Here is a 25,106-nt window from a genome sequence, read left to right as displayed (position 1 = left end):
CCCTTATTACTGCTGTTATTTACTCTAGCTTAGCCTACTGTATATAGCTAACTCACTAGAAAATAACGGCTATTTCCAGCAGTGATAGTGAGCAATTTTCACTTTTACCGACCCTTAAAGCGCCGTATCCTGTAAGAAAAAGGAAGGTTTATGTTGAAATATATTGTTGGAATTACGTGTGTATTCGCGGCTCATGTCACCGAGGCCCACCCGCTAGAGGGGAGCTGGCAATTTGTAAAAGGGGAGTATTACAGTGAGGGACAGGTGTTCTATGCTGAGGCTCCTGATGTGACCTCAGTAAAGGTCCTAAGTGGCGGCCACTTTAATTACATCACGCAAAAAAATGGCGAATTTCATTATGCCGCTGGTGGGCGGTATGAGATTACAGAAGATGCATTCATAGAGCATGTTGATTATGGCAACATTCCCTCTTTGTTAGGCAAAGAATTGGTTTTTGACTATGAGATCAAAGAGCCGTTATGGCATCACACGCTTTATCAAGATGGTGAACTGGTAGAGTATGAAGTATGGCAACGAGTTGCTCAGTGAGCACTAAAAAGGCGCTGTAATAGCGCCTTTTATCCTATGCTGACTGGATGGAGTCCATATCATCATCCGAGTTCTTTTTTGCGCTTTCACCGTCTTCCTCAGAACGCAAGCGTTCAAGTTCAGCGTGAGTTTCGGCTAAGCTCAACTCTAACTCACCTAGGCGGCTTTGAGCCAAGGTTGCACTTTTAGATAGGCGCTCGAGCGTGGAGCTTGAATTTTGCTTAAGAAAGGTGATTTGTTCTTTCAAGCGTTTATTCTCAGCTACGGTGTCTGCAGACTCGCTGTCCTTAGCCACCAGTTGCTCTTCAAGCTCTTTGATCTTGTGCTGATACTGCTCGTTACTTGCAGTAAGGCGCTCAATGGTAGAAGCGGAGTTGGTTTTTAAGAACCGTACTTGCTCGTGTAACTTCTCATTATCTTGCTTGGCCTGTTCTGCTTCACTTTGAATGGTGCTGAGTTGTTCGCCTTGCTCTTTGTTTTGCTCACGCAACTGACGAATATCTTCGCGTTGGCTAGCTTGGTGCTTGGCGGCTACTGCACTTTGTTCTTTCAGCAGGTTGTTTTCATTTTTCAGCTTATCAACAAGTGGCTGTTGCTCTTCGAGTTGCGCCTGTAATTGGGCAACGCTGGCGTCGAGTTGGGCTTTAAGCTCCTCGAGCTGTTGGTGCTGATGGTTTAACTCATCATGTTGGCGTTGAATTTCATCACGCTCTTGCGCCAAAGCCGCATAGTCGTTGTCAAAATTCTCAATACGCTGTTGCAAGCCTGCAAGTTTCTGCTGATGCTCTTGCTCAGTGTCTTGCGCCTGTTGGTGTAGCTGTTCAATATTCTGTGTTTGTTCAGCCAACTGCGCAGCTTGTTCGTCGAGCTGGCTCTGGCGAGCATCGACCTGCTTTTGGAGTTGTTCATTTTGCTCAGCAAGTTGATCGTAATTCTGTTGTAGATCTTCAAGGCTTTGAATGGCTAATTGCTCAGCCTCACGCATCTCGTCAAGCTGTGCTTGCACGGGCTCGACTTGCGCATCAGCAAAGGCCTGCGTTTGCGCCTTGAAGGCATGGATAAACTGTTCAGAAAACTCGATATCTAAGTCGGTCACTTTGGTAGGCTGTTGACTATCTTGTGGCCGGGCCGAGCGATCCTCGCTACGCCACTGACGGTAATGTTCGAGTACGGTAGCGCGATCACCATCCACACGCTCGAGCAATGTTGCTAACGTGATTGGTGTACCGGCTTGGTGCAATTCATCGCACACTGCTTTTATTTCACTATATTGTGTCATCAACCTATCCTCCCAACAGACATTTAGGATAGCATTAAAACGGCCAAGAAAAAGTGCTTCTAATAAAAATATCGGAGCTAAAAGATCGTTGGCTGCTCGTAATTACTATTTTAGTTGTAGGTTTGTCCCTTTAAAATTACGTTTACATCATACTACGATCAAACGGTATTACACAATGCTAACAATTGACTTAAACGAAAATAAACAGCTAGTTATAGCGCAAACGCCCACTGTAGCAGCGGCTCGCGGGCAAGTGTTAATAAAAGTAAACGCAGCGGGAGTGAATCGCGCCGATCTTTTACAGCGTCAAGGAAAATATCCGCCACCGCCAGGTGATAGTGAGATCCTCGGGCTCGAGGTGTGCGGAGAAGTGGTTGCATTGGGTGAAGGCGTAGCGTCGCAATGGTTAGGGCAGCAGGTGATGGCGCTTTGCGCGGGCGGAGGATACGGTGAATTTGTAGCCGTCGATATACGTCATTGTATTGTTAAACCGGCAACATTCTCCCATGCTCAAGGCGCGGCATTTTGTGAGGTGTTTTTGACCGCTTTTGATGCCATTGCACAATACCCTGATTTTGGCGCAGAGCACACGGTTTTAGTACATGCTGGTGCGAGCGGTGTGGGCACTGCGGCTATTAGCCTTGCAAAATATTTGCAAGCGCAGGTGGTCGTGACCGTCGGCAGTGATGACAAGAAACAATTTTGTTTAGCTCATGGCGCAGATAAAGCGATTAATTATCGTCAACACAATTGGCGTGAGGTGATGAAGGCCGAAGGGCTCAGCGCCGATCTCATTATTGATCCTGTTGCCGGTGGGTATTTGAATGACGACTTGTCGGTGCTTAATATGGATGGTCGCATTGTCGTTTTAGCGCTGCTAGGGGGGCGCTATAGTGAGCAATTTGATGGTGCCAAGCTATTGCAAAAGCGAGCTCAGCTGATAGGGTCGACGCTGCGTAATCGTACTCCCGATTATAAGGCGAAACTGGTTGATAACCTAAAGCGTACGTTTGGCGATGCATTAAACAGTGGCCACATCGCGCCAGTCATTGATTCTATCTTCCCTTGGGAAAAGGCCATGTCAGCGCATCAAGTTCTACAAGATAATGCTAATTTAGGCAAAGTGGTGCTTACACATGAATCGTTAGACGAGCGCTAAAGCAGCCCTAAATTGAAAAGGCCAGCATATGCTGGCCTTTTGGCGGTATTACATAACCCGCATACCGGGTTTGGCGCCATCATGGGGCTCAAGAATATATATATCCTCTTTGCCTGGTCCAGCAGCCAACACCATGCCCTCTGATAGGCCAAAGCGCATTTTTCTTGGCTTAAGGTTTGCGACCATGACCGTGTGCTTGCCAATAAGTTGCTCGGGTGCGTACGCTGATTTTATACCAGCAAAAACCTGACGCTGTGGGCCCCCTAAATCAAGGGTTAGCTTGAGCAACTTGTCGGCACCTTCCACATGCTCTGCATTGGCAATTTTCGCGATGCGTAAGTCCACTTTAGCAAAATCATCAAATTCGATTTCATCGGCAATAGGGTCTTTATCAATTTCACCATTATTGGCATCTGGCGCTGGCGTAGCAGCCGCCGGTGCGAGGCTTTCTTTTGATTGCTCAAGCATAGTATTCACTTTGTCCATATCGACACGTTGCATTAAGGCTTTGAACTTATTGATCTTATGATCAACCAAAACGGTGTCTACCTTATCCCATGCTAAGTCGTCGTTGAGGAAGCTGCTCACTTTTGCGGCCATACCAGGTAGGATGGGGCTTAAGTACGTCATCAGTATACGGAATAAGTTGATCCCCACACTGCACACATCATGAGCTTGCTTCGCGGTATTTTCGTCTTTGATTAAGACCCACGGAGCTTGCGCGTCGATGTACTGGTTGGCTTTATCCGCCAGCGCCATGATCACGCGCACAGCGCGGCCATATTCTCTGGCTTCGTAGTGATCAGCGATGCTTTGGCGTGCAGCGGCAAACTCAGCGATAAGCTCAGCTTCAACGTTATCACTAGAGAGTGTACCGTCGAACTTTTTGGTGATAAACCCGGCGCAGCGGCTCGCTATGTTAACTACCTTGCCTACCAAATCAGAATTAACTCGCTGGGCAAAATCTTCGAGATTTAAATCTAAGTCAGTGATGCCACTGCCGAGTTTAGCGGCAAAGTAGTAACGCAGATACTCTGGGTCCAAGTGCTCTAAATAAGTACGCGCTTTAATGAAAGTACCTTTTGACTTAGACATTTTTGCGCCATTGACGGTGACAAAGCCATGAGCAAAGATATTGCTTGGTTTTCTAAACCCTGCACCCTCAAGCATGGCTGGCCAAAATAGGCTGTGGAAATAAATGATGTCCTTACCGATGAAGTGATAGAGTTCGGCGTCGGCACCTTCTTTCCAGAAAGCATCGAAATCTAAGTCGCTTTTATCACAAAGATTTTTAAAGCTGGCCATGTAGCCTATGGGCGCATCCAACCAAACATAGAAATACTTGCCAGGCGCACCGGGGATTTCAAAGCCAAAGTAAGGCGCATCACGACTTATATCCCACTGCTGTAGACCATCGGCAAACCATTCATCCAGCTTATTGGCCATCTCTTGTTGAATTGAGCCGGAGTGCAGCCATTGTTTGAGCATGCCCTCAAACTCGGGTAAATCAAAAAAGTAGTGTTCAGAGTCTTTTAGCACTGGAGTGGCGCCGGACATCACCGAGCGCGGTGACTTCAGTTCGGTGGGTGCGTAGGTCGCTCCACAAACGTCACAGCTATCACCGTTTTGATCTTCGGCATCACAGCTAGGGCAAGTACCGGTAACAAAACGATCTGGAAGAAAAATACCTTTTTCGGGATCGAAAAGTTGTGAGATGGTCCGCTTTTTAATATAGCCCGCAGTATCAAGACGGGTATAAATCAATTCACTCAGCGTTTTATTTTCATCTGAGTGCGTGCTGTGGTAATTATCAAACTCGATGTTAAAGTCAGCAAAGTCACGCTGGCGCTCAACACTGACTTGGGCGACCATTTCCTCAGGGGTAATGCCTTGCTTTTGGGCATTGAGCATAATGGGCGTGCCGTGCGCGTCATCAGCACACACATAGTAGGCGTCATGGCCTTGGGATTTTTGAAAACGGGCCCAGATATCAGTTTGAATATACTCTAACAAATGGCCTAAATGTGTTGGGCCATTGGCGTAAGGCAGGGCGCTTGTTATGAGAATTTTTCTCTTTGCCATAAAGTGCTCATTCCATCTCAGATAGGGTTACTCCCGCTAATATCGGGGCTTATAATGATCATAAGCGCCTCCCGAGCATCAGTGGGGTGAATAGACTGGTGTTAATGCCCCGAATGTTACATAATTTGGCGGCACTTTTCATTACGCTTCGTTAATTATTTATGCAGTTATCATGTTAGGATTTGGTTCAAAAGTGAAATCCGCACTTTTCGGTAGTCACAAGCCAGCAAAATGGCCGTCTCAATATCAACAGTGTTTAGCGTCGTATCGTAGCGCCGCATTTCCAGTAGGGGTTCCCCCAGACGCTATTAGTGGTGACTGTAGCGAGACGCATTGCCACATCAATGTTCCTTTTGCATGCGCTCAAGAGGAACCGGCGTTGCGTCAGTATATCGCCGAGCAACTACAACGTGATGTGCGTGTTGACATCGATGTAACACTGCAAGAATCGCCGCGTCTTAAAGCCATTAAGCACATTATTCTCGTGGCCTCTGGCAAAGGTGGGGTTGGAAAGTCGACCTGTGCTGTCAATATGGCGTTGGCGCTTCGTCGAGAGGGAGCGAAAGTGGGTATTCTCGATGCCGATATATACGGCCCTTCTATCCCGCTTTTATTGGGTTTGCAAGGTGAAAAACCTCAGGCCAAGGATGAAAATACTTTGCTGCCATTTGAAGTTCATGGCATCAAAGCGCAGTCTATCGGCTTTTTGGTAGACCCCGATGATGCCACCGTCTGGCGCGGGCCGATGGCCTCGCAAGCGCTGTCGCAACTGCTCATGGAAACAGATTGGGGCGAGCTTGACTACTTGTTGGTTGACATGCCTCCAGGTACTGGTGACATTCAATTGACTATGTCACAAAAAGTACCGGCCAGCGCAGCCATTATCGTCACAACACCACAAGACCTAGCCCTTGCCGATGCCCACAAGGGCGTGAAGATGTTTGAAAAAGTGAACGTCCCCATTCTCGGTTTGATCGAAAATATGAGTCAGTTCCAATGCCCGCACTGTGGCGAAACCAGCCACATTTTTGGTGCCGATGGAGCGCAACAGCTGGCACAGCGTTATGGCGTGCCTATATTAGCGCAGCTGCCGCTTGAGATGGGCATTCGTCAATGTTCGGAACAAGGCGCGGACTTGGGTGATGAATATCCTGAGCTAGGCCACTACTTTGCTCATGCGGCGCGTATCAGTGCCAGTGAGCTTTATTACCAACAGGGCGCTAAGCAGCGCGTTGAGATTATTTTTACGGACGACTAACCATGCGTTTATCAGATACCCATATAAAACAGTACTTGGCCGAGCAGCGAATTCAAATTACCCCGACGCCAGGTGAGCAAGCCATCTCTGGCGTCAGCGTTGATTTGCGATTGGGTAATAAATTTAGAGTATTTCAAGATCATGCCGCCCCATATGTTGATCTCAGTGGCCCCAAAGCGCAGCTAAACGCGGCTATGGAATCCATTATGAGTGATGAAATCGTGCTGGGTGAAGGAGAAGCCTTTTTCCTTCATCCAGGGGAACTCGCCTTGGCAATTACTTACGAGTCGGTGACCTTACCGGCTGATATTGTTGGTTGGCTCGATGGACGGTCATCGCTCGCACGCTTGGGCTTAATGGTTCATGTGACTGCCCACCGTATTGATCCGGGATGGTCGGGCAATATTGTCCTTGAGTTTTATAATTCAGGAAAGCTGCCGCTGGCGCTGCGCCCGAACATGAAAATTGGTGCCATGAGCTTTGAAACACTCACCAGCCCAGCTGAGAAGCCATATAATGCCCGTGAAGATGCAAAATACAAAGGACAAGACGGCGCCATCGCCAGTCGCATTGGTGATGATGGTCAGCAATAAACTTATGCTGTAATACAAAGTATCTAAATTTCATGGAAAAATCGTGCTCCTCTTCCATACTGTATAAGGAAGACGTTGCACGGGGGCTTAATGGTAAAGCAGCATAAACTGAGCGCACATTTGTGGGTCATGGTTATCGTTATGCTGGGATTTTTGGCTCCAGGGCATAGTGGTGCGCGGGCTGATGACCAACAGCATGTCAGCGTCGAGATGATGCAAAGCGAGCAGCCCCTGTCATTAGCTCAGGTAACTCAACAGCCCTTTGTAGGAAGTCGCATGGTAGCGATGGGCGAAGCAATGCTGCTTAATGCGGGAGGGGATTATTGGTTCAAGATTGCTCTGCCTGCTGATAGCTGTCCCAGTGCAAGCTGTTACTTGCGCGCGCAAAACCCCGCCATTTTTAATATCGACTTTTATCTTTTTGATAATGGCCGGTTGCTGAGTCACAGTGCCGCAGGGTCATTGGCTTGGCCACCGGGGCGTGATGTTGGCGCCTCGATGGCCATTAGTGGTGCACAAGACCGTATTGTGTATGTGCACGTGCAGGCGCAGCGTAATGCGCTTTTTGCACTCGAGCATCAAACAGAACTCGCATTTAATAAAGAGCAACAGCAGCATTGGCTTGGGTGGTCGTCCTTTTCAGGATTGATGCTTGGCTTCGTGATCTACTGCGTCGCTGTGTGGCTTGCCTATCGCGCTGGCTACTATGGATTTTTTGCTTTGTACATCGCCAGTAGCAGCCTATTTCTACTGGCCCAAGTTGGCATTACTAAATTTTTAACTCCCCAGAGTGTGCACAGCTTTTTGGTTCACTACACGGCGCTTAACGGCGTGATTTTATGCATCTCTTTATTACTTTTTTTATCGCGATTACTCAGGCTAGATGAGCGTGCGAAAACCCTGCATAAAGTGTTTATAGCCGCGTTGTGGGTTGGCTGCGTTGCCGCGAGTGTGAGTCCCTTTATGTCCTTGGCTCACCAAGCAGTAATCATGGAGGTGTTGTTTGCCGCAACCTTAGTGTTGGCCATTATTGCTAGTGTCAAATACAGTCCGATGCAGCGCTGGGGCAGGTTATTGGCTTTTAGTTGGCTACCTTTGGCCACAGTGGTCTTGGCGTTAGCGTTATTTTATCTGCGACCTTATGAAGTGGGTATTTATTTGTACGCCGCGTTTGCCTTTGCCTTAGTATTGAACTGTTTGCTGATAGGCTTTGCGATGACGCTGCGAGAGCGTGGGCAAATGATGGCCCATCGCCAGATAGTGTATACAGATTCTGGAACCGGTCTGGCAAATAAGCAATTACTCGATAAAACCTTGAAGAGCGCTCGTCACGAGGCAATCACGCTGGTTATGTTTAAGCCTCGGGGGTTGGTGCAGTCGCGCGCTAATTTCGGTATTAGCCACGCGGACCGTTACATTAAATCGGTGATCCACCATGTTGAACACCAACTTGATGGGTTACCGCTATTGGCGCTGGGGCATCAGAATTCTGCTGTGGTGTGTCGCTTTAGTGACGATATTTTTGCTTTGGGGATTTGTGGCACACTGGAGCTCAGCACTATTGAGCAAGCGGTATGCGTGATCAATTCGGTATTTAATGAGGGCGTCGAGATTGATGATACCCACTTGATAGACCAGGTTGATTTTGGTGTTGCGAATTATCCACTTCATGCCCAATCTCATGAGCAGTTGGTGCGTTACGCAATGCAAGCTTTATATCGTGACCGGTTACCCGGGCAGTTGTGGCACCTGTACTCTTTGGAAGACAGTATTCGCTCGCAGCGGCGCTTAAGCTTAGCCTCAGATTTAAAGACCGCCATCAGCGATAACCAATTTCGTATTTATTTGCAGCCGCAAATATGTCTGCAAGATCAGAGTGTCTATGGTGCCGAGGTGTTACTGCGTTGGCAACACCCTAGCAATGGCTTAATCACCCCCGACCAGTTTATACCCATTGCAGAGTCGGCAGGGCAAATTATGGAAATAACCGAATGGGTGCTAAGCGAATGTATTGCATTGCAGGCTAAACTCCATGAGTTCGCCCCCAAGCATGTTATGTCGATTAATATCTCCGGTCGAGACTTAAGCAATAAGAGTCTGCCGACGCATATTCTCACCTCACTACAAGAGCAGCGGGTCGCACCATCGAGCATTATGTTGGAGCTGACAGAGTCGGCGACAATAGGCGGTCAGCGTAACGCTAAAACGGTGTTTGATGAATTCCGACGCATTGGTGTGAAATTAGCCATTGATGACTTTGGCACCGGCTATTCATCATTGGCATATTTAAGTTACTTAGGCTTTAACGAACTCAAAATCGATAAGCAGTTTGTGCACAATATTGCTGACTCTCCAAAAGATCAGTCAATATGCCAAGCCACCTGCGACCTAGCGCAAAGTCTCCAAGCGATGGTGGTCGCAGAAGGGATTGAGTCACTGAGCGATGCGCAGTACATGCGTAGCTATGGTTGTGACATCGGTCAGGGGTATTATTTTGCTAAGCCTATGCCGGTTGCTCAGTACATGCAATGGCTCAGTCAGCCTCATGACTTCGGCTTAGGGCTTGACCCAAAATCGCAAAGTAACGGCTGAAGTAGGGCGCTAGAAGGCGCGCTTCATCGTCAGTAGGGTAGCCGCCAAGCTTTGCTAACTCACCTTGTTTAGTACCATTGACCAAATACTGGTTTTGCAGCGTATGGCTTTGAATATAATGCTCAAAAGCGCGTGCGCTAAGCTCTTCAGGCATCGCAAAGTAAAGGCGTCCAGCGGAATTATCAAGGTCAATGGCGCGCTTCATGTAATCGGAGCTATGATGCGCGCTGGCATCAAGAAATAAATGCCGGAACAAAGAGTTTAACGCTTGGTTCATGGGGTGTGTATTGATATCTTCGCGCGTCAGCCATAGTTTGCTGGCAAAGGCGAGCCGGCTGACCTGCGAAGTGAACAAAAAGCGGCTAATGTAATGATCAAATGCATGCCACCATTCATGAGCCAATGCACCACAGCCTGCGTTTTTCGCCAATGCCAAGGTCCGGGTGGTACTTTGATAATGGGCTTGAACACCGAGCTGGCCGCCTTGACCGAATGCCAACGTCAAGGTTTGCCGCAGGCCAATCGCTTCGGGAGGGATGGCTAAAATTTGGGTTAGGTCCGCAAGCGCATCGTACACTAAATTAGCGGCGCGCTGACATTCCTCAGTGCTCACCCAGCGGCCAAGAGATATGGCTCGAAAGCCAAACGTGGCACGTACTTCAGCAAAATCGACATCAACACCAAAGCGGTAATCAGGCCCTCGGCGGTACTTTTTTGCCATTAACTGACTCATGATGAGTACCGCTGACGAACATGCGCGGGCATGTTTTTGAGCTGTTCCTGGACGAACCCCGCCAATAGTTGCTTTAGGGGCTGTGTTGATAGGCCTTCAAGCTGAGCCAAACAATAATTTGCCGCTTCCAACGTCGACAGGCTATCGTCACGGTTTGCTTTACGGATCCGATACTCGCTTGCGGGTGGCTGCGCGAAGGTCAGGCTGGGCAGGGCATGGAGCCAGGGGTTCAGCTGCCACAACCGATGTACTTTACTCCAGGTGCCATCGAGTAGAATAATATGCTTGATGGCACCGCGCTGCTCGCTAAGTTGCTCAATGGCATTTGCCTGCTCACTGGGATAGACAACCGCAACGCCCTGATCAAGGATACTTTGCACAGCCAAAAAATCTTCTGGGTTTTCACCGGTACAGACATTCATTCGCTTCAAAGCGAGCTGAAGAAGCGGCGTGGTGCTCTTAGCTTGGCTAAGCTCGTGGGGATGGCGTAAAATCCACACAGTGATGGTATTTTCAACCGCAATAACATATTTACACACGCAGTGAGAGCTTGGGTAGTGACACTGAGCGCACAGATTCCGAGCCATAGATGCCCCATTAAATTGCAAACACCGCTATTGTAATTGCTTTAAGTGCTTGCTCCAAGTTGTCCATTTGCTAATCTCAGCTTATGCTTTAAGAAATAACCTTAGGAATTAGTATCATGGAAATAAAAATAGATGAGAATGCGCTGGTTGCCATGGAAAGTTTATTGGCCGATCAATTTGATGCGACGTTGACCTTTTGCTTTAGTGAATTTACCCGCTTACATGGTGCTTTTTTGCAAAGCTTAGATAGCCAAGATAGTGAAGCGATACGTAACATTCACAGCTTAAAGTCGAATGCGGCGCAATTCGGTGCTGTCACCTTAGCGGATACTGCGCGACGTCTTGAGCAGGGGTTATCTCAAGGTGAGCGCCAGTCACTACAGCAGGATATTGATAGTTTGGATGAGGTCATCGCCAGTAGCGTCGTGCAAATGAAGCAGTGGCAGCAACAGAGTTGAAATTAATTCATTAATAACCCCCTGTCGCTACTGGTAATTTCCCTTTGGGCCCGATAATCTAACTGAGCATTTCGATTAAGGGGGAAGTATGTCCGAGATACTCAAAAGTCAGAAGTTACAGGGTGTGTGTTACGATATTCGTGGTCCGGTTTTACAAGCCGCAAAGGCCATGGAAGATGAAGGGCAAAAAGTCCTGAAGCTCAATATCGGAAACCCTGCGGCGTTTGGCTTTGACATGCCAGAGGACATGCTTCGAGACATTATCCGTAACCTGAGCTCAGCACAAGGTTATTGCGATTCAAAGGGTTTATACTCGGCGCGTGTAGCCGTATATCAGCATTATCAACAACGCGGCCTACACAACCTTAGCGTTGATAATATCTTTATTGGTAACGGGGTCAGCGAGCTCATCCAAATGGTGACGCAAGCGCTGGTTAACAATGACGATGAAATCCTTATTCCTTCCCCTGATTACCCCTTGTGGAGTGCCTGTGTGACGCTATCAGGAGGGAAAGCTGTCCATTATCGCTGTGATGAGCAGGCCGATTGGTTTCCTGATATCGACGATATTCGCAGTAAAATCACCAATAAGACCAAGGCGCTGGTATTAATTAACCCCAATAACCCCACCGGAGCTGTGTATAGCAATGCGCTCTTGCATGAACTTATCGCACTCGCTCGCGAGCACAACTTATTACTTTTAAGTGATGAGATTTACGAGAAAATTCTATTTGATAATACGCCACATAGCTCTATTGCAGCGTTGTGCGACGATGTCCCGGTGATCACCTTTAATGGCTTGGCGAAAACTTATCGCGCAGCGGGTTTACGTATGGGGTGGATGGTACTAAGCGGGCCCACCAAAAGGATGGCAGACTTAATCAAAGGGCTAGAGATGCTTGCCTCGATGCGCTTATGTGCCAATGTGCCAGCACAAAATGCAATTCAACAAGCGTTAGGGGGCGTGCAATCCATTGATGCGTTAATCGAGCCGGGTGGTCGTTTGTACGAGCAGCGTACTATCGCTTGGCAAGGGTTGAACGATATTGACGGCATTAGTTGTGTCAAACCCAAAGGCGCGTTGTATGGCTTTGCTAAGGTCGATACCAAACGCTTTAATATCACCAATGATGAGACCATGGTGTTGGATTTGCTTACGCAAGAGAAAATTCTGTTGGTGCATGGGCGTGGTTTTAACTGGCCTGAGCCGGATCACTTCCGCATTGTGTTCCTGCCGCACAAAGATGAGTTACGACCAGCGATGGAGCGTATCGGGCGCTTTTTCAGTCGGTATCGGCAAAGTTAGTGGGGTTATCACGCCAGCCTATCGTTGGTGTGAAGCACCGTTGGGTTTTTAATGCCTTTAGCCGTGAAAAATTTTACCGTTTTTGCCTGTCTGCTACTAAATAATTAAGCACACATGGAAACCACTATGCCCTCACTCTCTCGGTATGCTCCTTGGTTGTATGCGCTGCTGAGCATGCTCGCATTTGCTGCTAATTCCTTACTCAATCGTGAGGCTTTGGCCATGGTGCATATTGATCCGTTGAGCTTTGCCGCCATTCGCACCGTTAGCGGCGCTTTAATGTTAACACTCCTGGTGATGTGCTCTACGGGTCGGCAAGGGCAAAAGAAATCGGTGCGGGCAACAGGGGGCAGTTGGCTCGGGGCAATAAGCTTAACCGTTTACATGTTTGCTTTTTCGGTTGCATACATTAGCTTAGATGCTGGCCTAGGCGCCTTGCTACTGTTCAGTGCGGTGCAGTTTTGCATGATCTCTTGGGCCCTGTTACACAAAGAGCGCTTCAGCGTTTTGCAATGGGTGATGCTACTGGTGGCGATGACAGCCTTTTTCATTTTGCTGAGCCCACAGGGCACGAATGTGCATCTAGGGTATAGCGGAATTATGATAGTCGCCGGTGTCGCGTGGGGCAGCTACAGTATACTCGGGCAAGGCCGCAAAGACGCGACCTTGGCAAGTGCAGATAATTTTCAACGTGCGGCAATGCTTTCACTGCTAATTATGGTTGGAGTGTTGGTATCACAACAAACATTATTTGCTCACCCCAAAGGGCTTGTGCTTGCTTTCGTCTCGGGCGCTATAACGTCAGCGCTCGGGTATGCCTTGTGGTATCGGGTTATCCAGCGCATTAAAGCCAGTCAAGCGGCGGTGATGCAACTCAGCGTACCGCCGCTGGCTATGGTAGGTGGGGCTGTCTTGCTCGGTGAGCGCATTGATGGCACTGCCATGGTCAGTGCCGCCGTATTAGTGGCTGCAATTGGCGTGTTTATTATCGCGCGGCAAAAACAGGGCCAACATTAGTAACAAACTGCTTACACAGGGTATCGAGGTGCGCCATGATTGTCTCATGGCCAGCCACGCCACTGTCGCGCAGGGCATCGGCGATGGTGCTCGGGTTTTGCCAAGGCAGCAAGATACTGGCGCTGGTTATATGGCTAATGTGCCACGGCTCCGGCGCCACGCCTCCGCGATAACAATCGTACGGTCGGTAAAAGCCGTACTCGGCCATGTGCTCATCCAACCATTGAGATAACTGTGCAAAAGGCCCTGTGGGTGCATATTCTTGCTGCGTTAATGCCAGCGCATAGTCGTCGCTGACAGCGCCACTGTCCCAGACATCAAAGTCAGTACCAAAATGATGCCGACTGGCACCGGGGAGAGCTGAAAATAACATAATAGCTTGGCATCGTTGCAAAGTATTGAGGTGCGACAACTCGACTACCTGCTCATTGATATCTAATACACTGCGGTGGCCATTAAATTTTGCATTCCAAATCGCAGCTTGGCGTGAGAACGAACGAAACGCCGAGGCTACGCGTAAATCAATACCGTCCTTTGCAGCCCCGCGCTGCAACCGCTTCAAATCGTGTAGCGCCTCATGGTGGACAGATTGCTGTTGATAACTGACTAAGTGCTCGTCACTTCGCCCTGTGGCACACATCGCTAGATTCATGTGAGTAAACGTTCCAAAATTCCCTCATAAATGAGCGCAAGGTTGTCTAAATCAGCACAACTTACGCATTCGTTCACTTGGTGAATAGTTGCATTACGCGGCCCAAGCTCGACGACTTTTGCCCCTGTGGGGGCGATAAAGCGGCCATCAGAGGTACCGCCGCTGGTTTGCAACTCGGCTTGATAACCCAATTGGCTATGAATTGCCTGTTGGACAGCGTCAATCAGCTCACCCGGCTCAGTGATAAAGGGTTCACCATTGTGCACCCAACTGAGCTCATAGGGGAGCTGGTGTTGGTGTAACAATTGCACAACGCGTTGCTGTAGTTGTGGTGCCGTCACTTCGGTGCTGTAACGAAAGTTAAATTGCACCTCTAAATCCCCTGGAATTACATTTCCCGCTCCGGTTCCTGCATTGATATTGGAGATTTGCATGCTGGTGGCAGGGAAGTATGCGTTTCCTTCATCCCACTTTTCAGCACACAAAGCGTCTAGAAAACCAGTGGCGCGATGGACGGGGTTATCGGCTAAATGGGGGTAAGCTACGTGCCCTTGTTTACCTTTGACGGTTAAAAACGCAGTTAATGAGCCACGGCGGCCATTTTTAACGACATCAGCTAGTTTATCTGTGGATGAAGGCTCGCCGACAATGCACATGTCTATGTGCTCATTACGTGCTTGCAGTGTATCGATAACCCGAGTGGTGCCATTAATAAAGGGTCCTTCCTCATCAGAGGTGATAAGAAATGAGATTGAACCTTTATGATCAGGATGTTTTTTTACGAAACGCTCGGTTGCTACCACCATCGCTGCCAATGACCCTTTCATATCAGCGGCACCGCGCCCGTGTAAGTAACCATCGTGCTCTGTAGCGGCAAAGGGTGGGAATTGCCATTGGCTCTCATCGCCGGTAGGTACCACATCGGTGTGCCCAGCAAAGCAGACATTGGGGGGCTGATTATTACGTCGTGACCAGGTGTTTAGGGTATCAACAAAGAACATCGGCTCATTGTTAAAGCCCACCTTGGCTAAACGTTCACTGATCACATGCTGGCAACCGGCGTCATCAGGGGTCACCGAGCGCCGGCGCATCAGCTCTTTAGCTAGGTTTATGACATCACTCATAATTAGCTCTTAGCGAACATATTGTCGTAATCGACCGCTTTATAGCCAATTAATGCCTGATCGTCAGTGCGTAGAATAGGGCGCTTGATTAATGCTGGATGTTCAACCATTAATGCCATGGCGCTGTCTTTATCAAGCTGCTGTTTTTGCTCATCACTGAGTTGGCGATAGGTGGTGCCTCGTTTATTGACCATGGTTTGCCAGCCAAACAGGGCTTCGAGTTGTGCCACCAGGTCACTGTCGAGACCGTGTTTGCGATAATCGTGAAATGAATAATCGACGCCCAAATTATCTAAGTGCTTTTTCGCTTTTTTAATGGTGTCGCAATTACTAATGCCGTAAAGAATGATGCTCATGAAATCTACTTCTTGTGATAAATGAATAACAAAGGCTCAGCGCAATGTGCCTGCTTGTGGCTAAATAATATCTCTGCGCTAAAACGTGTGTGGGTCACTATCATAGCGACCCGAGGTGCCGATTTAAACTGGCGTAGGTCAAAGTAAGCGAGTTGCATCCCCTTGCGTACAGGGGTGCAGTTAAGCGCCGATAGTTTTGCCTTATTCGTTAGCGTGGGCTCATCGCTGTGTAAATGCACTAATATATGCACGCCGTTATTGCTTTTAAAGCGCCATTGTTTGGCACCCATATCAACGCTGATTAGCTGACCGTCGCAAGGGGCTACCAACTTATGTGAATGCATCTCGATACACACCCCAGCGCCAAGTAAACCATGTGCCATAAGTGCGCTGGGCAGGCAACTTATAGGGTGCACTTGGCCGCTCACAGGAGCACACAGTGTTAGGGTGGGTGAAGGGGGTAACTGAGCTGGCAAGCAAAATTGACTAACTTGGCTCATGAGCGAACGGTGTAACCTTCTTTTTTAAGTGTCGACATGGCATTTTTTGCCTGTACGCGTTTAACCAAAATATAGTCTGTATCAAAGGTAGATACAGCAAAAATGGAAATGTTCGCTTGTGCCAACACGCCGGAAATATTAGACAATATACCTGTAAGCGAAAAGCCAAGGGGACCGAGTACTTCAAAGGCCACCCAGCCTGGTTCTTGCTCTAAACTATCAAGCTCAATATCGCTGTTGCATACAACGGAAAGCTCTTCAGCTGTTTTGGCAACGAAATAAAACTCGCTTTGGGTAATGGCTTTGGGGATCTCGCTGGTGCTCTCAAAGCTATGAATCGTAAAGTCGTTCGCAAGCAATTGTAGCGTTTGTTTAGCCATAACGATCCCCTTTGAGGTTAAAGTTAACTTATACCGAAAATAACTCGACGGGTCTAGGGACTTTGCTTTTGCTTAGTTAGATTATAAGCAAATCCAACATAAATGGATATTAAGAGTGGGGTCGAGCCGTAAGGGCCATGGCGACAAAATAAGTTGCTAACAAAAGCTGTGGATAAGTTTGGGGGTAGCGTGGTTAATAGTCTATAACTTTATGAAAAGGCAGCACTTATTTGTACTGCCTGATTATTGTTCAGGCGTCGCTCAGTTGCTCAGCTGCTTGTTGTGCTTGAATTGCTGTGAGTGCGATGGTGTAGACGATGTCATCCACTAAGGCACCACGGCTTAAGTCATTCACCGGTTTACGCATGCCTTGAAGCATCGGGCCAATACTCACTAACTCGGCGCTTCGCTGTACAGCTTTATAGGTGGTATTGCCGGTATTCAAGTCAGGAAATATAAACACCGTTGCCTGTCCGGCTACCGGGCTATTTGGGGCCTTTTTGCGCGCTACATTTTCCATGATCGCGGCATCATATTGCAGTGGCCCATCAATGATAAGGTCGGGACGTTTTTGTTGCGCTAATTCAGTGGCGGTCCGTACTTTTTCGACGTCGGCGCCCGCGCCCGAGCTACCGGTGCTGTAGCTGATCATCGCCACCCTGGGTTCAATGCCAAAAGCGGCGGCTGAATCTGCCGACTGGATAGCAATATCTGCCAATTGTTCCGCCGTTGGGTCTGGGTTAATAGCACAATCGCCATAAACCAGTACTTGATCTGGCAGCAACATGAAAAAGACCGATGATACCAGTGATGAGCCTGGCGCCGTTTTAATCAACTGCAGCGGTGGGCGAATGGTGTTGGCTGTGGTATTGACAGCCCCAGATACTAGCCCATCGACTTCGCCTTCGGCTAACATCATGGTGCCCAGCACAACGTTATCTTGCAGCAATTCCTCGGCGACAACATGGGTAAGACCCTTGTTCTTACGCAGCTCAACCATAGGTGCAACGTAGTTAGCGCGGATGCTGTCAGGGTCAACAAGTTGAACATAGTCATTGAGTTCCACGCCTTGTTGCTCAGCGATACGCGCGATCTCTTGAGGGTCGCCCAATAGCACAGTCCGGGCAATGCCGCGCTCACCACAAATAGCCGCAGCCTTGATGGTGCGTGGCTCTTCGCCTTCCGGCAGGACTACGGTTTTGTTGGCTCTACGAGCCTTATCGGTAAGCAAGTAACGAAATGCTGGCGGCGAGAGTTTACGTGTTTTCTGCGAACTTTGCGCCAAGCTATCGAGCCACTGACTATCGATATAGGTGGCTTGGTGCGCCTTAACTTTATCAACGCGCTGTTCATCATCGCAGGGCACTTCAAGGTTAAAGTTATGCAGCAATAATGACGTGCGCCACGTATCGTGCTCGGTAGCTAAAATAGGCAGGCCGGTTTGTTCCATAGCCTGTTGGCACAGCGCCATAATACGGGGCTCAGGTTCAATATCACCGGTGAGCAAAATGGCTCCTATCTTGGTGCCGTTCATCGCCGATAAGCAACCTGCAACTAACACATCTGAACGGTCCCCCGGTGTAACCAGTAACACCCCGGGAGAGATATGGTTAAGTAAGTTAGACACGGTGCGCGCACAAAAGGTTACGCGACGTAAGCGCCGATGCAATAAATCGCCTTGATGAATCACTTTAGCATCAAGATACTGTGCTAAATCGATGGCTCTTGGAGCGACCAGCTCGAAATCCCATGGGATGCTACCGAGCAAGCGAAATGGTTGCCGGCGAAATAGCGGCATCGAGGCTAAACGGTGCAGCTCATTTTCTAGTTGCTCCGGGTTGAATTGCTCAACCAAGTCGGCCCGTGCACGGCCTTGTTCATCAAGCGGCGCATTCACTTTGTTAAAGATACAACCAAGCACACGCGGGTGACTGATGCCACCGTAATTGCCAGCGGCTATCTCAATTTTGTCCTCTAACTCCTCTAAAGAGTCATTACTGGGGGTCACTACAAACACAATATCAGCGCCAAGAGTCTGGGCTATTTCCCGGTTCACACGCCCCGCATAAGGTTGGTTTCTGGTTGGTACCATGCCCTCAATGATGGCAATTTCATCATCATGAATTGCACTTTCAAAACGCTCAACGATCTCTTCAAGCAAGGTATTTCCTTTGCCATCGCCAATCATATTTTCAGCGTAGGTCAAAGAAAATGGCTCCGGTGGATTGATGCTAGAGCCGATTTTCACGATCGCAGTCGATTTCTCAGGTCCACACTCGCCACGACGGGGTTGGGCAATGGGTTTAAAGAAGTTTACTTTGATGGCTTTTTGTTCCAAGGCCCTCACTAAGCCCACGGATACAGAGGTAAGGCCGACCCCCGTGGAGACGGGAATGAGCATAATACGACGTGACATTATGATACTCCTTTTGCTAGGCGAGCGGCATCTTGGCAAATCATCCACTCCTCATTGGTGGGGATCACCACCGCCTGAGCATGGCTGGTTGCCGTGGTAATAACGCCGAGGTTGCCAAAGCGGGCCGCAAGGTTACTCTCTGCATCAACATGGATATCTAAAAAGGCTAAATGGGCGAGCACTTTAGCGCGAATAATGTCTGAGTTTTCGCCAATGCCTCCGGTAAAGATAAGTGCATCGAGACCAGCAAGCGGTACTAAATAAGCAGCAATCTGCTTAGCCAGACGGTAACAGAAAATATCCAGGGCCAGGGTAGCCTTGGCATTGCCAGCTACATGCGCCTCTTCTATGGTGCGACAGTCATTGGATAATTCGCTGATCCCCAACAAGCCACTTTGCTTGTTGAGTATGTCGCTGACTTCTGCACTGGCATAACCTAGTTGGTTAGTCAGAAAGTCAAACAGTCCCGGGTCGATATCACCACTGCGAGTGCCCATCACCACGCCCTCTAAAGGAGTGAGCCCCATGCTGGTGTCAACACTGCGGCCATTTTTTATCGCACACACCGAGCAGCCATTGCCGAGGTGAGCACTAATGATGCGGCTGTTATCTGCATCTAATCCAAGCTCTTTAATAGCCATTAAACTCACATACGCATGACTGGTACCATGAAAGCCGTAACGTCGCACACCATGGCGCTCATATAATGAGTAAGGCAAGGCATATAAATAAGCATGCTCAGGCATCGTTTGATGGAAGGCGGTATCAAATACGGCAACCTGAACGAGCTCAGGAAATGCCGCCTGTGCAGCACGAATGCCCGTTAGGTTTGCTGGGTTATGCAATGGCGCTAATTGTGCCGTTTGAGTAATGGCATCAATAATATGGGGAGTGATAATCTGCGAGCCGGTGAATTGTTCGCCGCCATGCACCACACGATGACCTACGGCGATTAAATGTTGGCTCAAAGAGAAATTACCAATAAGCGTGACCAGGGTATTGATCGCTGTTTGGTGATCGGCGCCCTTAGGTAAGGCGTTAGTATGCTTGTCGCCAGCAAATTTATACTTTAAGGTGGCGTCGTCACTGTGCAGACGTTCTGCTAATCCAGTGAGTAGTTCATCGCCAGAGTTGGCATCCATAACAGCGAACTTCAAACTTGAGCTGCCACAATTGACTACGAGGACGTGTTGTACAGACATTAAATAGACCTGTGGTTGAATGTAGGAACGTGAACCCATCAATGAACTTAGTCGGGCGCCAAAAGATTAGCTATAATCCTTAGGTGAACCTAGTGCAAAACTAGACTAAGGTATAATTGATAGGTGATATATATTTTACCTTAATTTCAGACATAGCGTTAGTTGTTAGAGGCGCAAATGCAAAAAAGTCTTATTTCGCAAATACAGCAAGGTCACCAGTACACTAAAGTGTGGCCGCTACGGCGTGAGCTAGCGCCGCTGTTTATAGAAAACAGGGTGGTGAATGCCACGGCCTTCGCTATCAAAATCATGCCTGCGGTGGCACTGACAAGTTTAGTGATTCAGCTTCAGGTGTTGGGGCAACAGTTTTTGGGGCCCGCTCTTGCATGCGCCTTACTGATCTTGTCTTTACCGGTGCAAGGTTTGTTATGGCTCGGAAAACGTGCTGAGACACCGCTGCCACCAAGTATGGCACTGTGGTATCGTGAACTTCACGAGAAGATGGCGGCACAAGGATATCAAGGAGCACCAGCAAAAACTAAACCTTGCTATATGGAGTTGGCTAAGTTGCTCCGTGATATGTTTGAAAAAATGGACAAAGCCTTTCGTCAGGATATTTTCTGATACACCGTAATGAAAAACTCGGCGTCGATAGTCACCTCATCGGCGCTTGCCAAATCTGCCATTTGAATTTCACTGAACTTCCATGCAAAGGGTGTCATCAGGGCTAAATCTCTGGCATCTTCTCCAGGTAATGAAATTTGCTGTTGTAACAACTGTTGCCGTTGCCGATTGAATCCGGGCGGTGTGTCAGGAGCAGTGTGCTCGCGCACCTGTTGATATATGAGCGCTTTTAACTGCGCTAAGTGTCTTGGCCCTGGCGAAACAACAATAAGGTGGCCGTTGTCCTGTAACAAGCGTGCGCTTTCATCGGCGAAAATAGGGGCAAATACGCTGCTCACCACACTGGCGCAGCCACTGGCCATGGGCATTTGTTTGGTTGACGCCACGGCAAACTGACAACCAGGGTAGCGCTTGGCTCCATAACGCACGGCAGGTTTTGCAATGTCAATGCCATGAACAAGCTCTGGGTCTTGGAGTTGTGCTGCCATCGCTGCGCTATAGTAGCCTTCACCGCAGCCCATATCGACAACATAACCTGTTCCCGAGTAACACGCCGAGACTTCTTTCGCCAGCGCATCACGCATAAATTGGTAGTGGCCCGCATTTAAAAATCGTCTTCGCGCCTGCACCATGCCCTGATTATCTCCAGGTTGTTTGGATTTTTTAAACTGTACCGGGAGCAAGTTGACGTATCCCTCTTTGGCATAATCAAATTGATGGCCCTTGGCGCACACCAATGCTTGGTTTTGACGTTGCAGCGGTTGCTGGCAAAGAGGACAACAGTAAGCACTCATTGAGAGAGGTATTCCTTATCATAAAAGGTGCGCACCCAGTGTGGCCGATAGATCACCATCAATGTCATAGCCATGCCATTTAGCATCGCTTCGGGAAACCAGATCAGGGCGCTTAAAAATAGGTAGTTTTCAGTGAGCGTTACCCAATCATAACTACCGATAAACCAAAAATAGCCGGCACCGACAAAAATTTTCAGGCAATTGGCCAATGCTGCACACAAAAAGCTACAAACAAAAATATAGATGAACAGATGCCGGGGAAGGGCGTGATACACCACAATAAATAACAAATAGCTAAAGTAAATAGGGATCAGCGCCGTCAGTATGATGAAGGTTGCTGCACTTTCAATACTGACCACGGAAAACGCCAGCAACAAGGCCGTTGCTAATACACTGGCCAGTGTCGCTAGGCGCCAGCCTAAGATCAGAGTGACCGCAGTGACGCCAAGAATATGGATATCTAGGCCCGGGAATATACCTGCCTTGATACGCCAAAGTAGTGCCAGTACTAAGGCGCAGGCAAATAAGCCTTTTTGCCGAGCAGGATGCGCTATCAACCCGGTTAAACTGGCTTTATCGATGCTCAGGGCAAGGATAATTGCAAGTATGATATAGCTCATGGCTGCGTTTAAAAAGTGCTCCAAATTGGGGCGTGATCAGAAGGCTTTTCAATGCCTCTTAACTCATAATCAATGCCGCTGTCACTCAGGGTGCTCGCCAATGCCTTGGTCGCCAAAATTACATCAATTCGCAGTCCTCGGTTATCATCGAAGCCTTTCGAACGATAGTCAAACCAAGAAAATTGGTCGTCCGTATCTGGGTGGCATTGGCGATAGGTATCGACCAAGCCCCAGGCCAGCAGTGTATCCAGCCACTCGCGTTCTTGTGGTTGAAATGAGCATTTTCCGGTTTTTAGCCAACGCTTTTTATTCGCTTCACCAATACCGATGTCTAGGTCGGTTGGGGAAATGTTGATATCCCCCATAACGGCTAATTTACTGTCAGCGTGGTAATGGCTATCCAATTCGGTCATCAAATCAGCGTAAAACTGTCGTTTATAAGGGAACTTGGTTTCATGATTGATGTTATCGCCTTGCGGGAAATAACCATTTAGCACCGTAACATCATCACCATGGCTATCTTCCACAGTAACGGCAATCATGCGTTTTTGATGATCATCGGTATCGGTAGAGAAGCCTTTTTTCACCTGCTTAGCGGGGTTTTTGGTTAGCATTGCCACGCCGTAATGACCTTTCTGCCCGTGAAAATACACGTGGTAGCCCATGGCTTCAACATCGGCGACAGGGAATAAGTCGTCATGTACTTTAATCTCCTGAAGGCCAACGACATCAGGGTTGTGTTTTTCCAATAGCGCCTGCAGTTGGTGTAACCTTGCGCGAATGCCATTGATATTAAATGAGATAAGTTTCATGTCCGGAGATCCTTTTGCACTAAATAACGGCGTTGTTGGCAGTATACCAAGCCCGTCGACAAGTAAAAATGGCTACGCTTTTGTTTCGATTAAAAATGCAGTCTTACTGAACGAGTCGACATTTTTAAGATGATTGAATTGTGAGCAAAAAGTACAGCTATTAAGCATTTGTTACATGATAAATGTGATTACGTATATGAATTGTTAATTCTTTAAAATATTTTTAATTGCATAGCTAATGCAGTTGACATCGTATTTTGTGGATATAAAATTCAGTTCAAATTTTGATCACTCGTTCATTTTTGTGGAGTCTTACATGACCAAACTTACTGCCCTTGTTATCCCTTGTTTATTCGCTACTTCAGCTTTTGCCAGCACAGAGCGTGTTTATTTTGCTAAAAACGACAGTATTGAGTCTCAGGTCTGCGTAGCAGCTGCGAACCAAGGTTTAGCGGCAGCAAAAGAGCTAGGTGCAAAACATGGCATTCGTGTAAGCCGCGTGTCTTCTAGCTTGTACTGCAACGGTCAAGATATTCGTGATATCGCTAAAAATGTGACGGTTGAAAACGCAAATAGCGACACTGCAGTGAGCCTTTACGCTAAAAATAATCAGCGAGAAACACAACTATGTTTGGAAGCTGCGCAAAAAGGTTTAAGCACATTAAGCCTACAGAACAAGCGTCTATCTAACCTTCGTTGTAACGGCCAGCCGGTTAAAGAATTTGTTAAGCGTTACCGTAATGCTGCAATCTAATGAGTGATTGAGCTCGCTCAGTCATTTTTCCACAAGTTGGATATCAAAACGCACCTTGAAAAAGGTGCGTTTTTCGTTGCATCGTTGATAACGAAGTCAATGCGGATAGGGACAATTAATCAAGATGACTAAATACATTGGCGTTGGCCTTATCGGCGATATAATCTATCGCCCGCTGAGCGCGCACACTGTTGCCAGCCTCATCAAGTTTTGGTGAAAAAGCAGCAATAGCAAACTTGCCTGGCATCACCGCGATAATGCCACCACCGACACCACTTTTGGCTGGTAAGCCTACCTGAAACGCCCAGTCGCCACTGGTTTCATAAAGCCCTGCGGTAGCCATCACCGCCAGCACACGTTGAACATTTTCTGCTGTCATTAGCGCTTCGCCAGTGACTGGGTGCGTGCCACCATTCGCGAGTACGGAAGCCATCATCGCGAGGTCTTTGGTCGTCACTCCCACTGAGCATTGACGTGTATAGATATCTAAATTCATATCCACATCACCGTAGAAGCGGTCATAAGACTTAAGCAGTTCAGCGATAGCGAGGTTGTGGCCATTGGTTGCCGACTCTGATTGATATACTTCGTTCATCACCGCCAGCTCTCGGCCAGCAAATTGATCATACCAAGTAGCAATCGACTGCCATTTTTGCTGCGTCTTATCACCTTCTAGCAGACTCACTGTGGCCATGGCCCCGGCATTGACCAGTGGATTGACTGAGCGGTCTTGGTTCAGCTCGATGGCAGCAACAGAATTAAATGGTAACCCTGTGGCGTTGACGCCGATTTTATCGACTATTGCTGCGCTGCCTTGCTGCTCCATGGCTAAGGCGAGCGTAAATACCTTCGAAATGGACTGAATTGAAAATGTGGCGTCAATATCACCTTGAGTGAATACTTGACCATCAGCGGTGACGATAGCAATGGCAAATAAACTAGAGTCCACTTTGGCCAGAGCCGGGATATAATCGGCGTTGGCTCCTGCATTGGTATCTTTGTATAAAGCATGAGCAGTATTGAGCACTTGCTCGACCTTCTGTGGGTCATAAGGGCGAGCCAAACAGGCGGTACTGCACAAAATAATGAATGATAAAAAGGCTGAACTTATCCACGTTTTCATTGTTTCACTGTCCTATTAAGGGGTTGAGCACAAACCCGGGCCGATAAAAAGGCCATAACATCAGGGCGGCGATTTAAGCACGCGCCTTATGAACCAAAGATTAAATGCTTGCTAAGCAATAACGCTAGTAAATCAT

Annotated in this window: 25 protein-coding genes; 10 read left to right on the top strand and 15 right to left on the bottom strand. The window is 48.2% G+C overall.

Going from position 1 to position 25,106, the window contains the following annotated elements; all coding sequences use genetic code 11:
• The first annotated feature begins 150 nt into the window (after positions 1-150).
• Entirely contained in the window at positions 151-549 is a 399-nt protein-coding gene (locus tag MHM93_RS09665; protein WP_239448940.1) for a hypothetical protein, read from the top strand.
• A 34-nt stretch (positions 550-583) separates the two neighbouring features.
• Here MHM93_RS09665 and MHM93_RS09660 read toward each other — a convergent pair whose 3' ends face one another.
• Positions 584-1,828, bottom strand: coding sequence for a DNA-binding protein (locus MHM93_RS09660; protein WP_239448938.1), 1,245 nt, complete (start codon positions 1,826-1,828; stop codon positions 584-586).
• A gap of 175 nt (positions 1,829-2,003) precedes the next feature.
• Between MHM93_RS09660 and MHM93_RS09655 the strand changes: the two genes are divergently transcribed.
• Positions 2,004-2,987, top strand: a complete 984-nt coding sequence (locus tag MHM93_RS09655) for an NAD(P)H-quinone oxidoreductase (RefSeq protein ID WP_239448936.1) — start codon at positions 2,004-2,006, stop codon at positions 2,985-2,987.
• A 48-nt stretch (positions 2,988-3,035) separates the two neighbouring features.
• Here the strand turns inward: MHM93_RS09655 and metG are convergent, their stop codons facing one another.
• Entirely contained in the window at positions 3,036-5,069 is a 2,034-nt protein-coding gene (gene metG / locus MHM93_RS09650; protein WP_239448929.1) for a methionine--tRNA ligase, read from the bottom strand.
• A gap of 172 nt (positions 5,070-5,241) precedes the next feature.
• On the opposite strand from metG, the gene apbC reads away from it, so the two are divergent.
• The 3 genes from apbC to MHM93_RS09635 all read left to right on the top strand — a co-directional run bounded on the left by apbC (position 5,242) and on the right by MHM93_RS09635 (position 9,512).
• Positions 5,242-6,327: an iron-sulfur cluster carrier protein ApbC gene (gene apbC, locus MHM93_RS09645; protein ID WP_239448921.1), complete on the top strand. Its 1,086-nt coding sequence runs from the start codon at positions 5,242-5,244 to the stop codon at positions 6,325-6,327.
• Between the two features lie 2 nt (positions 6,328-6,329).
• Positions 6,330-6,920 carry a dCTP deaminase gene (gene dcd, locus MHM93_RS09640; protein WP_022943631.1) on the top strand — a complete coding sequence of 197 codons (591 nt, stop codon included), beginning with the start codon at positions 6,330-6,332 and terminating at the stop codon, positions 6,918-6,920.
• Between the two features lie 90 nt (positions 6,921-7,010).
• Entirely contained in the window at positions 7,011-9,512 is a 2,502-nt protein-coding gene (locus tag MHM93_RS09635) for an EAL domain-containing protein (RefSeq protein ID WP_239448919.1), read from the top strand.
• Here the strand turns inward: MHM93_RS09635 and MHM93_RS09630 are convergent.
• The gene (locus tag MHM93_RS09630) at positions 9,454-10,245 is read right to left on the bottom strand and encodes a CLCA_X family protein (protein ID WP_239448914.1); all 792 of its coding nucleotides are present in this window, start codon (positions 10,243-10,245) and stop codon (positions 9,454-9,456) included. The genes MHM93_RS09635 and MHM93_RS09630 overlap by 59 nt on opposite strands.
• The gene (locus MHM93_RS09625; RefSeq protein WP_239448913.1) at positions 10,242-10,832 is read right to left on the bottom strand and encodes a tRNA-uridine aminocarboxypropyltransferase; all 591 of its coding nucleotides are present in this window, start codon (positions 10,830-10,832) and stop codon (positions 10,242-10,244) included. Before MHM93_RS09625 ends, MHM93_RS09630 begins: the two co-directional genes overlap by 4 nt.
• 116 nt (positions 10,833-10,948) lie before the next feature.
• Here MHM93_RS09625 and MHM93_RS09620 point away from each other — a divergent pair, with 116 nt between their 5' ends.
• The 3 genes from MHM93_RS09620 (at position 10,949) to MHM93_RS09610 (ending at position 13,613) form a co-directional block, all read left to right on the top strand.
• A complete protein-coding gene (locus tag MHM93_RS09620; RefSeq protein WP_239448912.1) occupies positions 10,949-11,290 on the top strand; it encodes an Hpt domain-containing protein in 342 nt (113 codons plus the stop codon).
• Between the two features lie 88 nt (positions 11,291-11,378).
• On the top strand, positions 11,379-12,596 hold the full coding sequence (locus MHM93_RS09615) for a pyridoxal phosphate-dependent aminotransferase (protein ID WP_239448911.1): 1,218 nt from the start codon (positions 11,379-11,381) through the stop codon (positions 12,594-12,596).
• 126 nt (positions 12,597-12,722) lie between these two features.
• Entirely contained in the window at positions 12,723-13,613 is an 891-nt protein-coding gene (locus MHM93_RS09610) for a DMT family transporter (RefSeq protein WP_239448910.1), read from the top strand.
• Here MHM93_RS09610 and MHM93_RS09605 read toward each other — a convergent pair.
• The 7 genes from MHM93_RS09605 to MHM93_RS09575 all read right to left on the bottom strand — a co-directional run bounded on the left by MHM93_RS09605 (position 13,582) and on the right by MHM93_RS09575 (position 20,243).
• Entirely contained in the window at positions 13,582-14,265 is a 684-nt protein-coding gene (locus MHM93_RS09605) for a M15 family metallopeptidase (protein WP_239448909.1), read from the bottom strand. The two genes, MHM93_RS09610 and MHM93_RS09605, sit on opposite strands and share 32 nt — an antisense overlap.
• Positions 14,262-15,392 carry a succinyl-diaminopimelate desuccinylase gene (dapE, locus tag MHM93_RS09600; RefSeq protein ID WP_239449016.1) on the bottom strand — a complete coding sequence of 377 codons (1,131 nt, stop codon included), beginning with the start codon at positions 15,390-15,392 and terminating at the stop codon, positions 14,262-14,264. Before dapE ends, MHM93_RS09605 begins: the two co-directional genes overlap by 4 nt.
• Positions 15,392-15,745: an ArsC family reductase gene (locus MHM93_RS09595; RefSeq protein ID WP_239448907.1), complete on the bottom strand. Its 354-nt coding sequence runs from the start codon at positions 15,743-15,745 to the stop codon at positions 15,392-15,394. The genes dapE and MHM93_RS09595 overlap by 1 nt, the downstream gene beginning before the upstream one ends.
• Before the next feature lie 5 nt (positions 15,746-15,750).
• Complete coding sequence (locus tag MHM93_RS09590) at positions 15,751-16,245, bottom strand: PTS glucose transporter subunit IIA (RefSeq protein WP_275444194.1); 495 nt, start codon at positions 16,243-16,245, stop codon at positions 15,751-15,753.
• Positions 16,242-16,625, bottom strand: a complete 384-nt coding sequence (locus MHM93_RS09585; RefSeq protein WP_022943642.1) for an ACT domain-containing protein — start codon at positions 16,623-16,625, stop codon at positions 16,242-16,244. Before MHM93_RS09585 ends, MHM93_RS09590 begins: the two co-directional genes overlap by 4 nt.
• Positions 16,626-16,875: 250 nt before the next feature.
• Positions 16,876-19,041 carry a phosphate acetyltransferase gene (pta, locus tag MHM93_RS09580; protein WP_138510216.1) on the bottom strand — a complete coding sequence of 722 codons (2,166 nt, stop codon included), beginning with the start codon at positions 19,039-19,041 and terminating at the stop codon, positions 16,876-16,878.
• Positions 19,041-20,243, bottom strand: a complete 1,203-nt coding sequence (locus MHM93_RS09575; protein ID WP_239448903.1) for an acetate kinase — start codon at positions 20,241-20,243, stop codon at positions 19,041-19,043. The genes pta and MHM93_RS09575 overlap by 1 nt, the downstream gene beginning before the upstream one ends.
• Before the next feature lie 177 nt (positions 20,244-20,420).
• Between MHM93_RS09575 and yfbV the strand changes: the two genes are divergently transcribed.
• A complete protein-coding gene (yfbV, locus tag MHM93_RS09570) occupies positions 20,421-20,867 on the top strand; it encodes a terminus macrodomain insulation protein YfbV (protein WP_022943645.1) in 447 nt (148 codons plus the stop codon).
• On the opposite strand, the gene rlmA is transcribed toward yfbV, so the two are convergent.
• From rlmA to xthA, 3 genes are read right to left on the bottom strand one after another with little or no spacing between them, the layout of a single operon-like run.
• Positions 20,852-21,661, bottom strand: a complete 810-nt coding sequence (rlmA, locus tag MHM93_RS09565) for a 23S rRNA (guanine(745)-N(1))-methyltransferase (protein WP_239448902.1) — start codon at positions 21,659-21,661, stop codon at positions 20,852-20,854. The two genes, yfbV and rlmA, sit on opposite strands and share 16 nt — an antisense overlap.
• Positions 21,658-22,281, bottom strand: a complete 624-nt coding sequence (locus MHM93_RS09560) for an energy-coupling factor ABC transporter permease (protein WP_130144894.1) — start codon at positions 22,279-22,281, stop codon at positions 21,658-21,660. The genes rlmA and MHM93_RS09560 overlap by 4 nt, the downstream gene beginning before the upstream one ends.
• 8 nt (positions 22,282-22,289) lie before the next feature.
• Positions 22,290-23,093, bottom strand: a complete 804-nt coding sequence (gene xthA, locus MHM93_RS09555) for an exodeoxyribonuclease III (RefSeq protein ID WP_045978660.1) — start codon at positions 23,091-23,093, stop codon at positions 22,290-22,292.
• Between the two features lie 316 nt (positions 23,094-23,409).
• On the opposite strand from xthA, the gene MHM93_RS09550 reads away from it, so the two are divergent.
• Positions 23,410-23,847 carry a hypothetical protein gene (locus MHM93_RS09550; RefSeq protein ID WP_026110933.1) on the top strand — a complete coding sequence of 146 codons (438 nt, stop codon included), beginning with the start codon at positions 23,410-23,412 and terminating at the stop codon, positions 23,845-23,847.
• A 115-nt stretch (positions 23,848-23,962) separates the two neighbouring features.
• On the opposite strand, the gene glsA is transcribed toward MHM93_RS09550, so the two are convergent.
• Positions 23,963-24,970: a glutaminase A gene (glsA, locus tag MHM93_RS09545; RefSeq protein WP_130144898.1), complete on the bottom strand. Its 1,008-nt coding sequence runs from the start codon at positions 24,968-24,970 to the stop codon at positions 23,963-23,965.
• Positions 24,971-25,106 lie beyond the last annotated feature (136 nt).

The organism is Pseudoalteromonas sp. MM17-2 (genome assembly GCF_022347945.1).
GTDB lineage: Bacteria > Pseudomonadota > Gammaproteobacteria > Enterobacterales > Alteromonadaceae > Pseudoalteromonas > Pseudoalteromonas ruthenica.
This window is presented reverse-complemented; position numbering and strand designations above follow the sequence as displayed.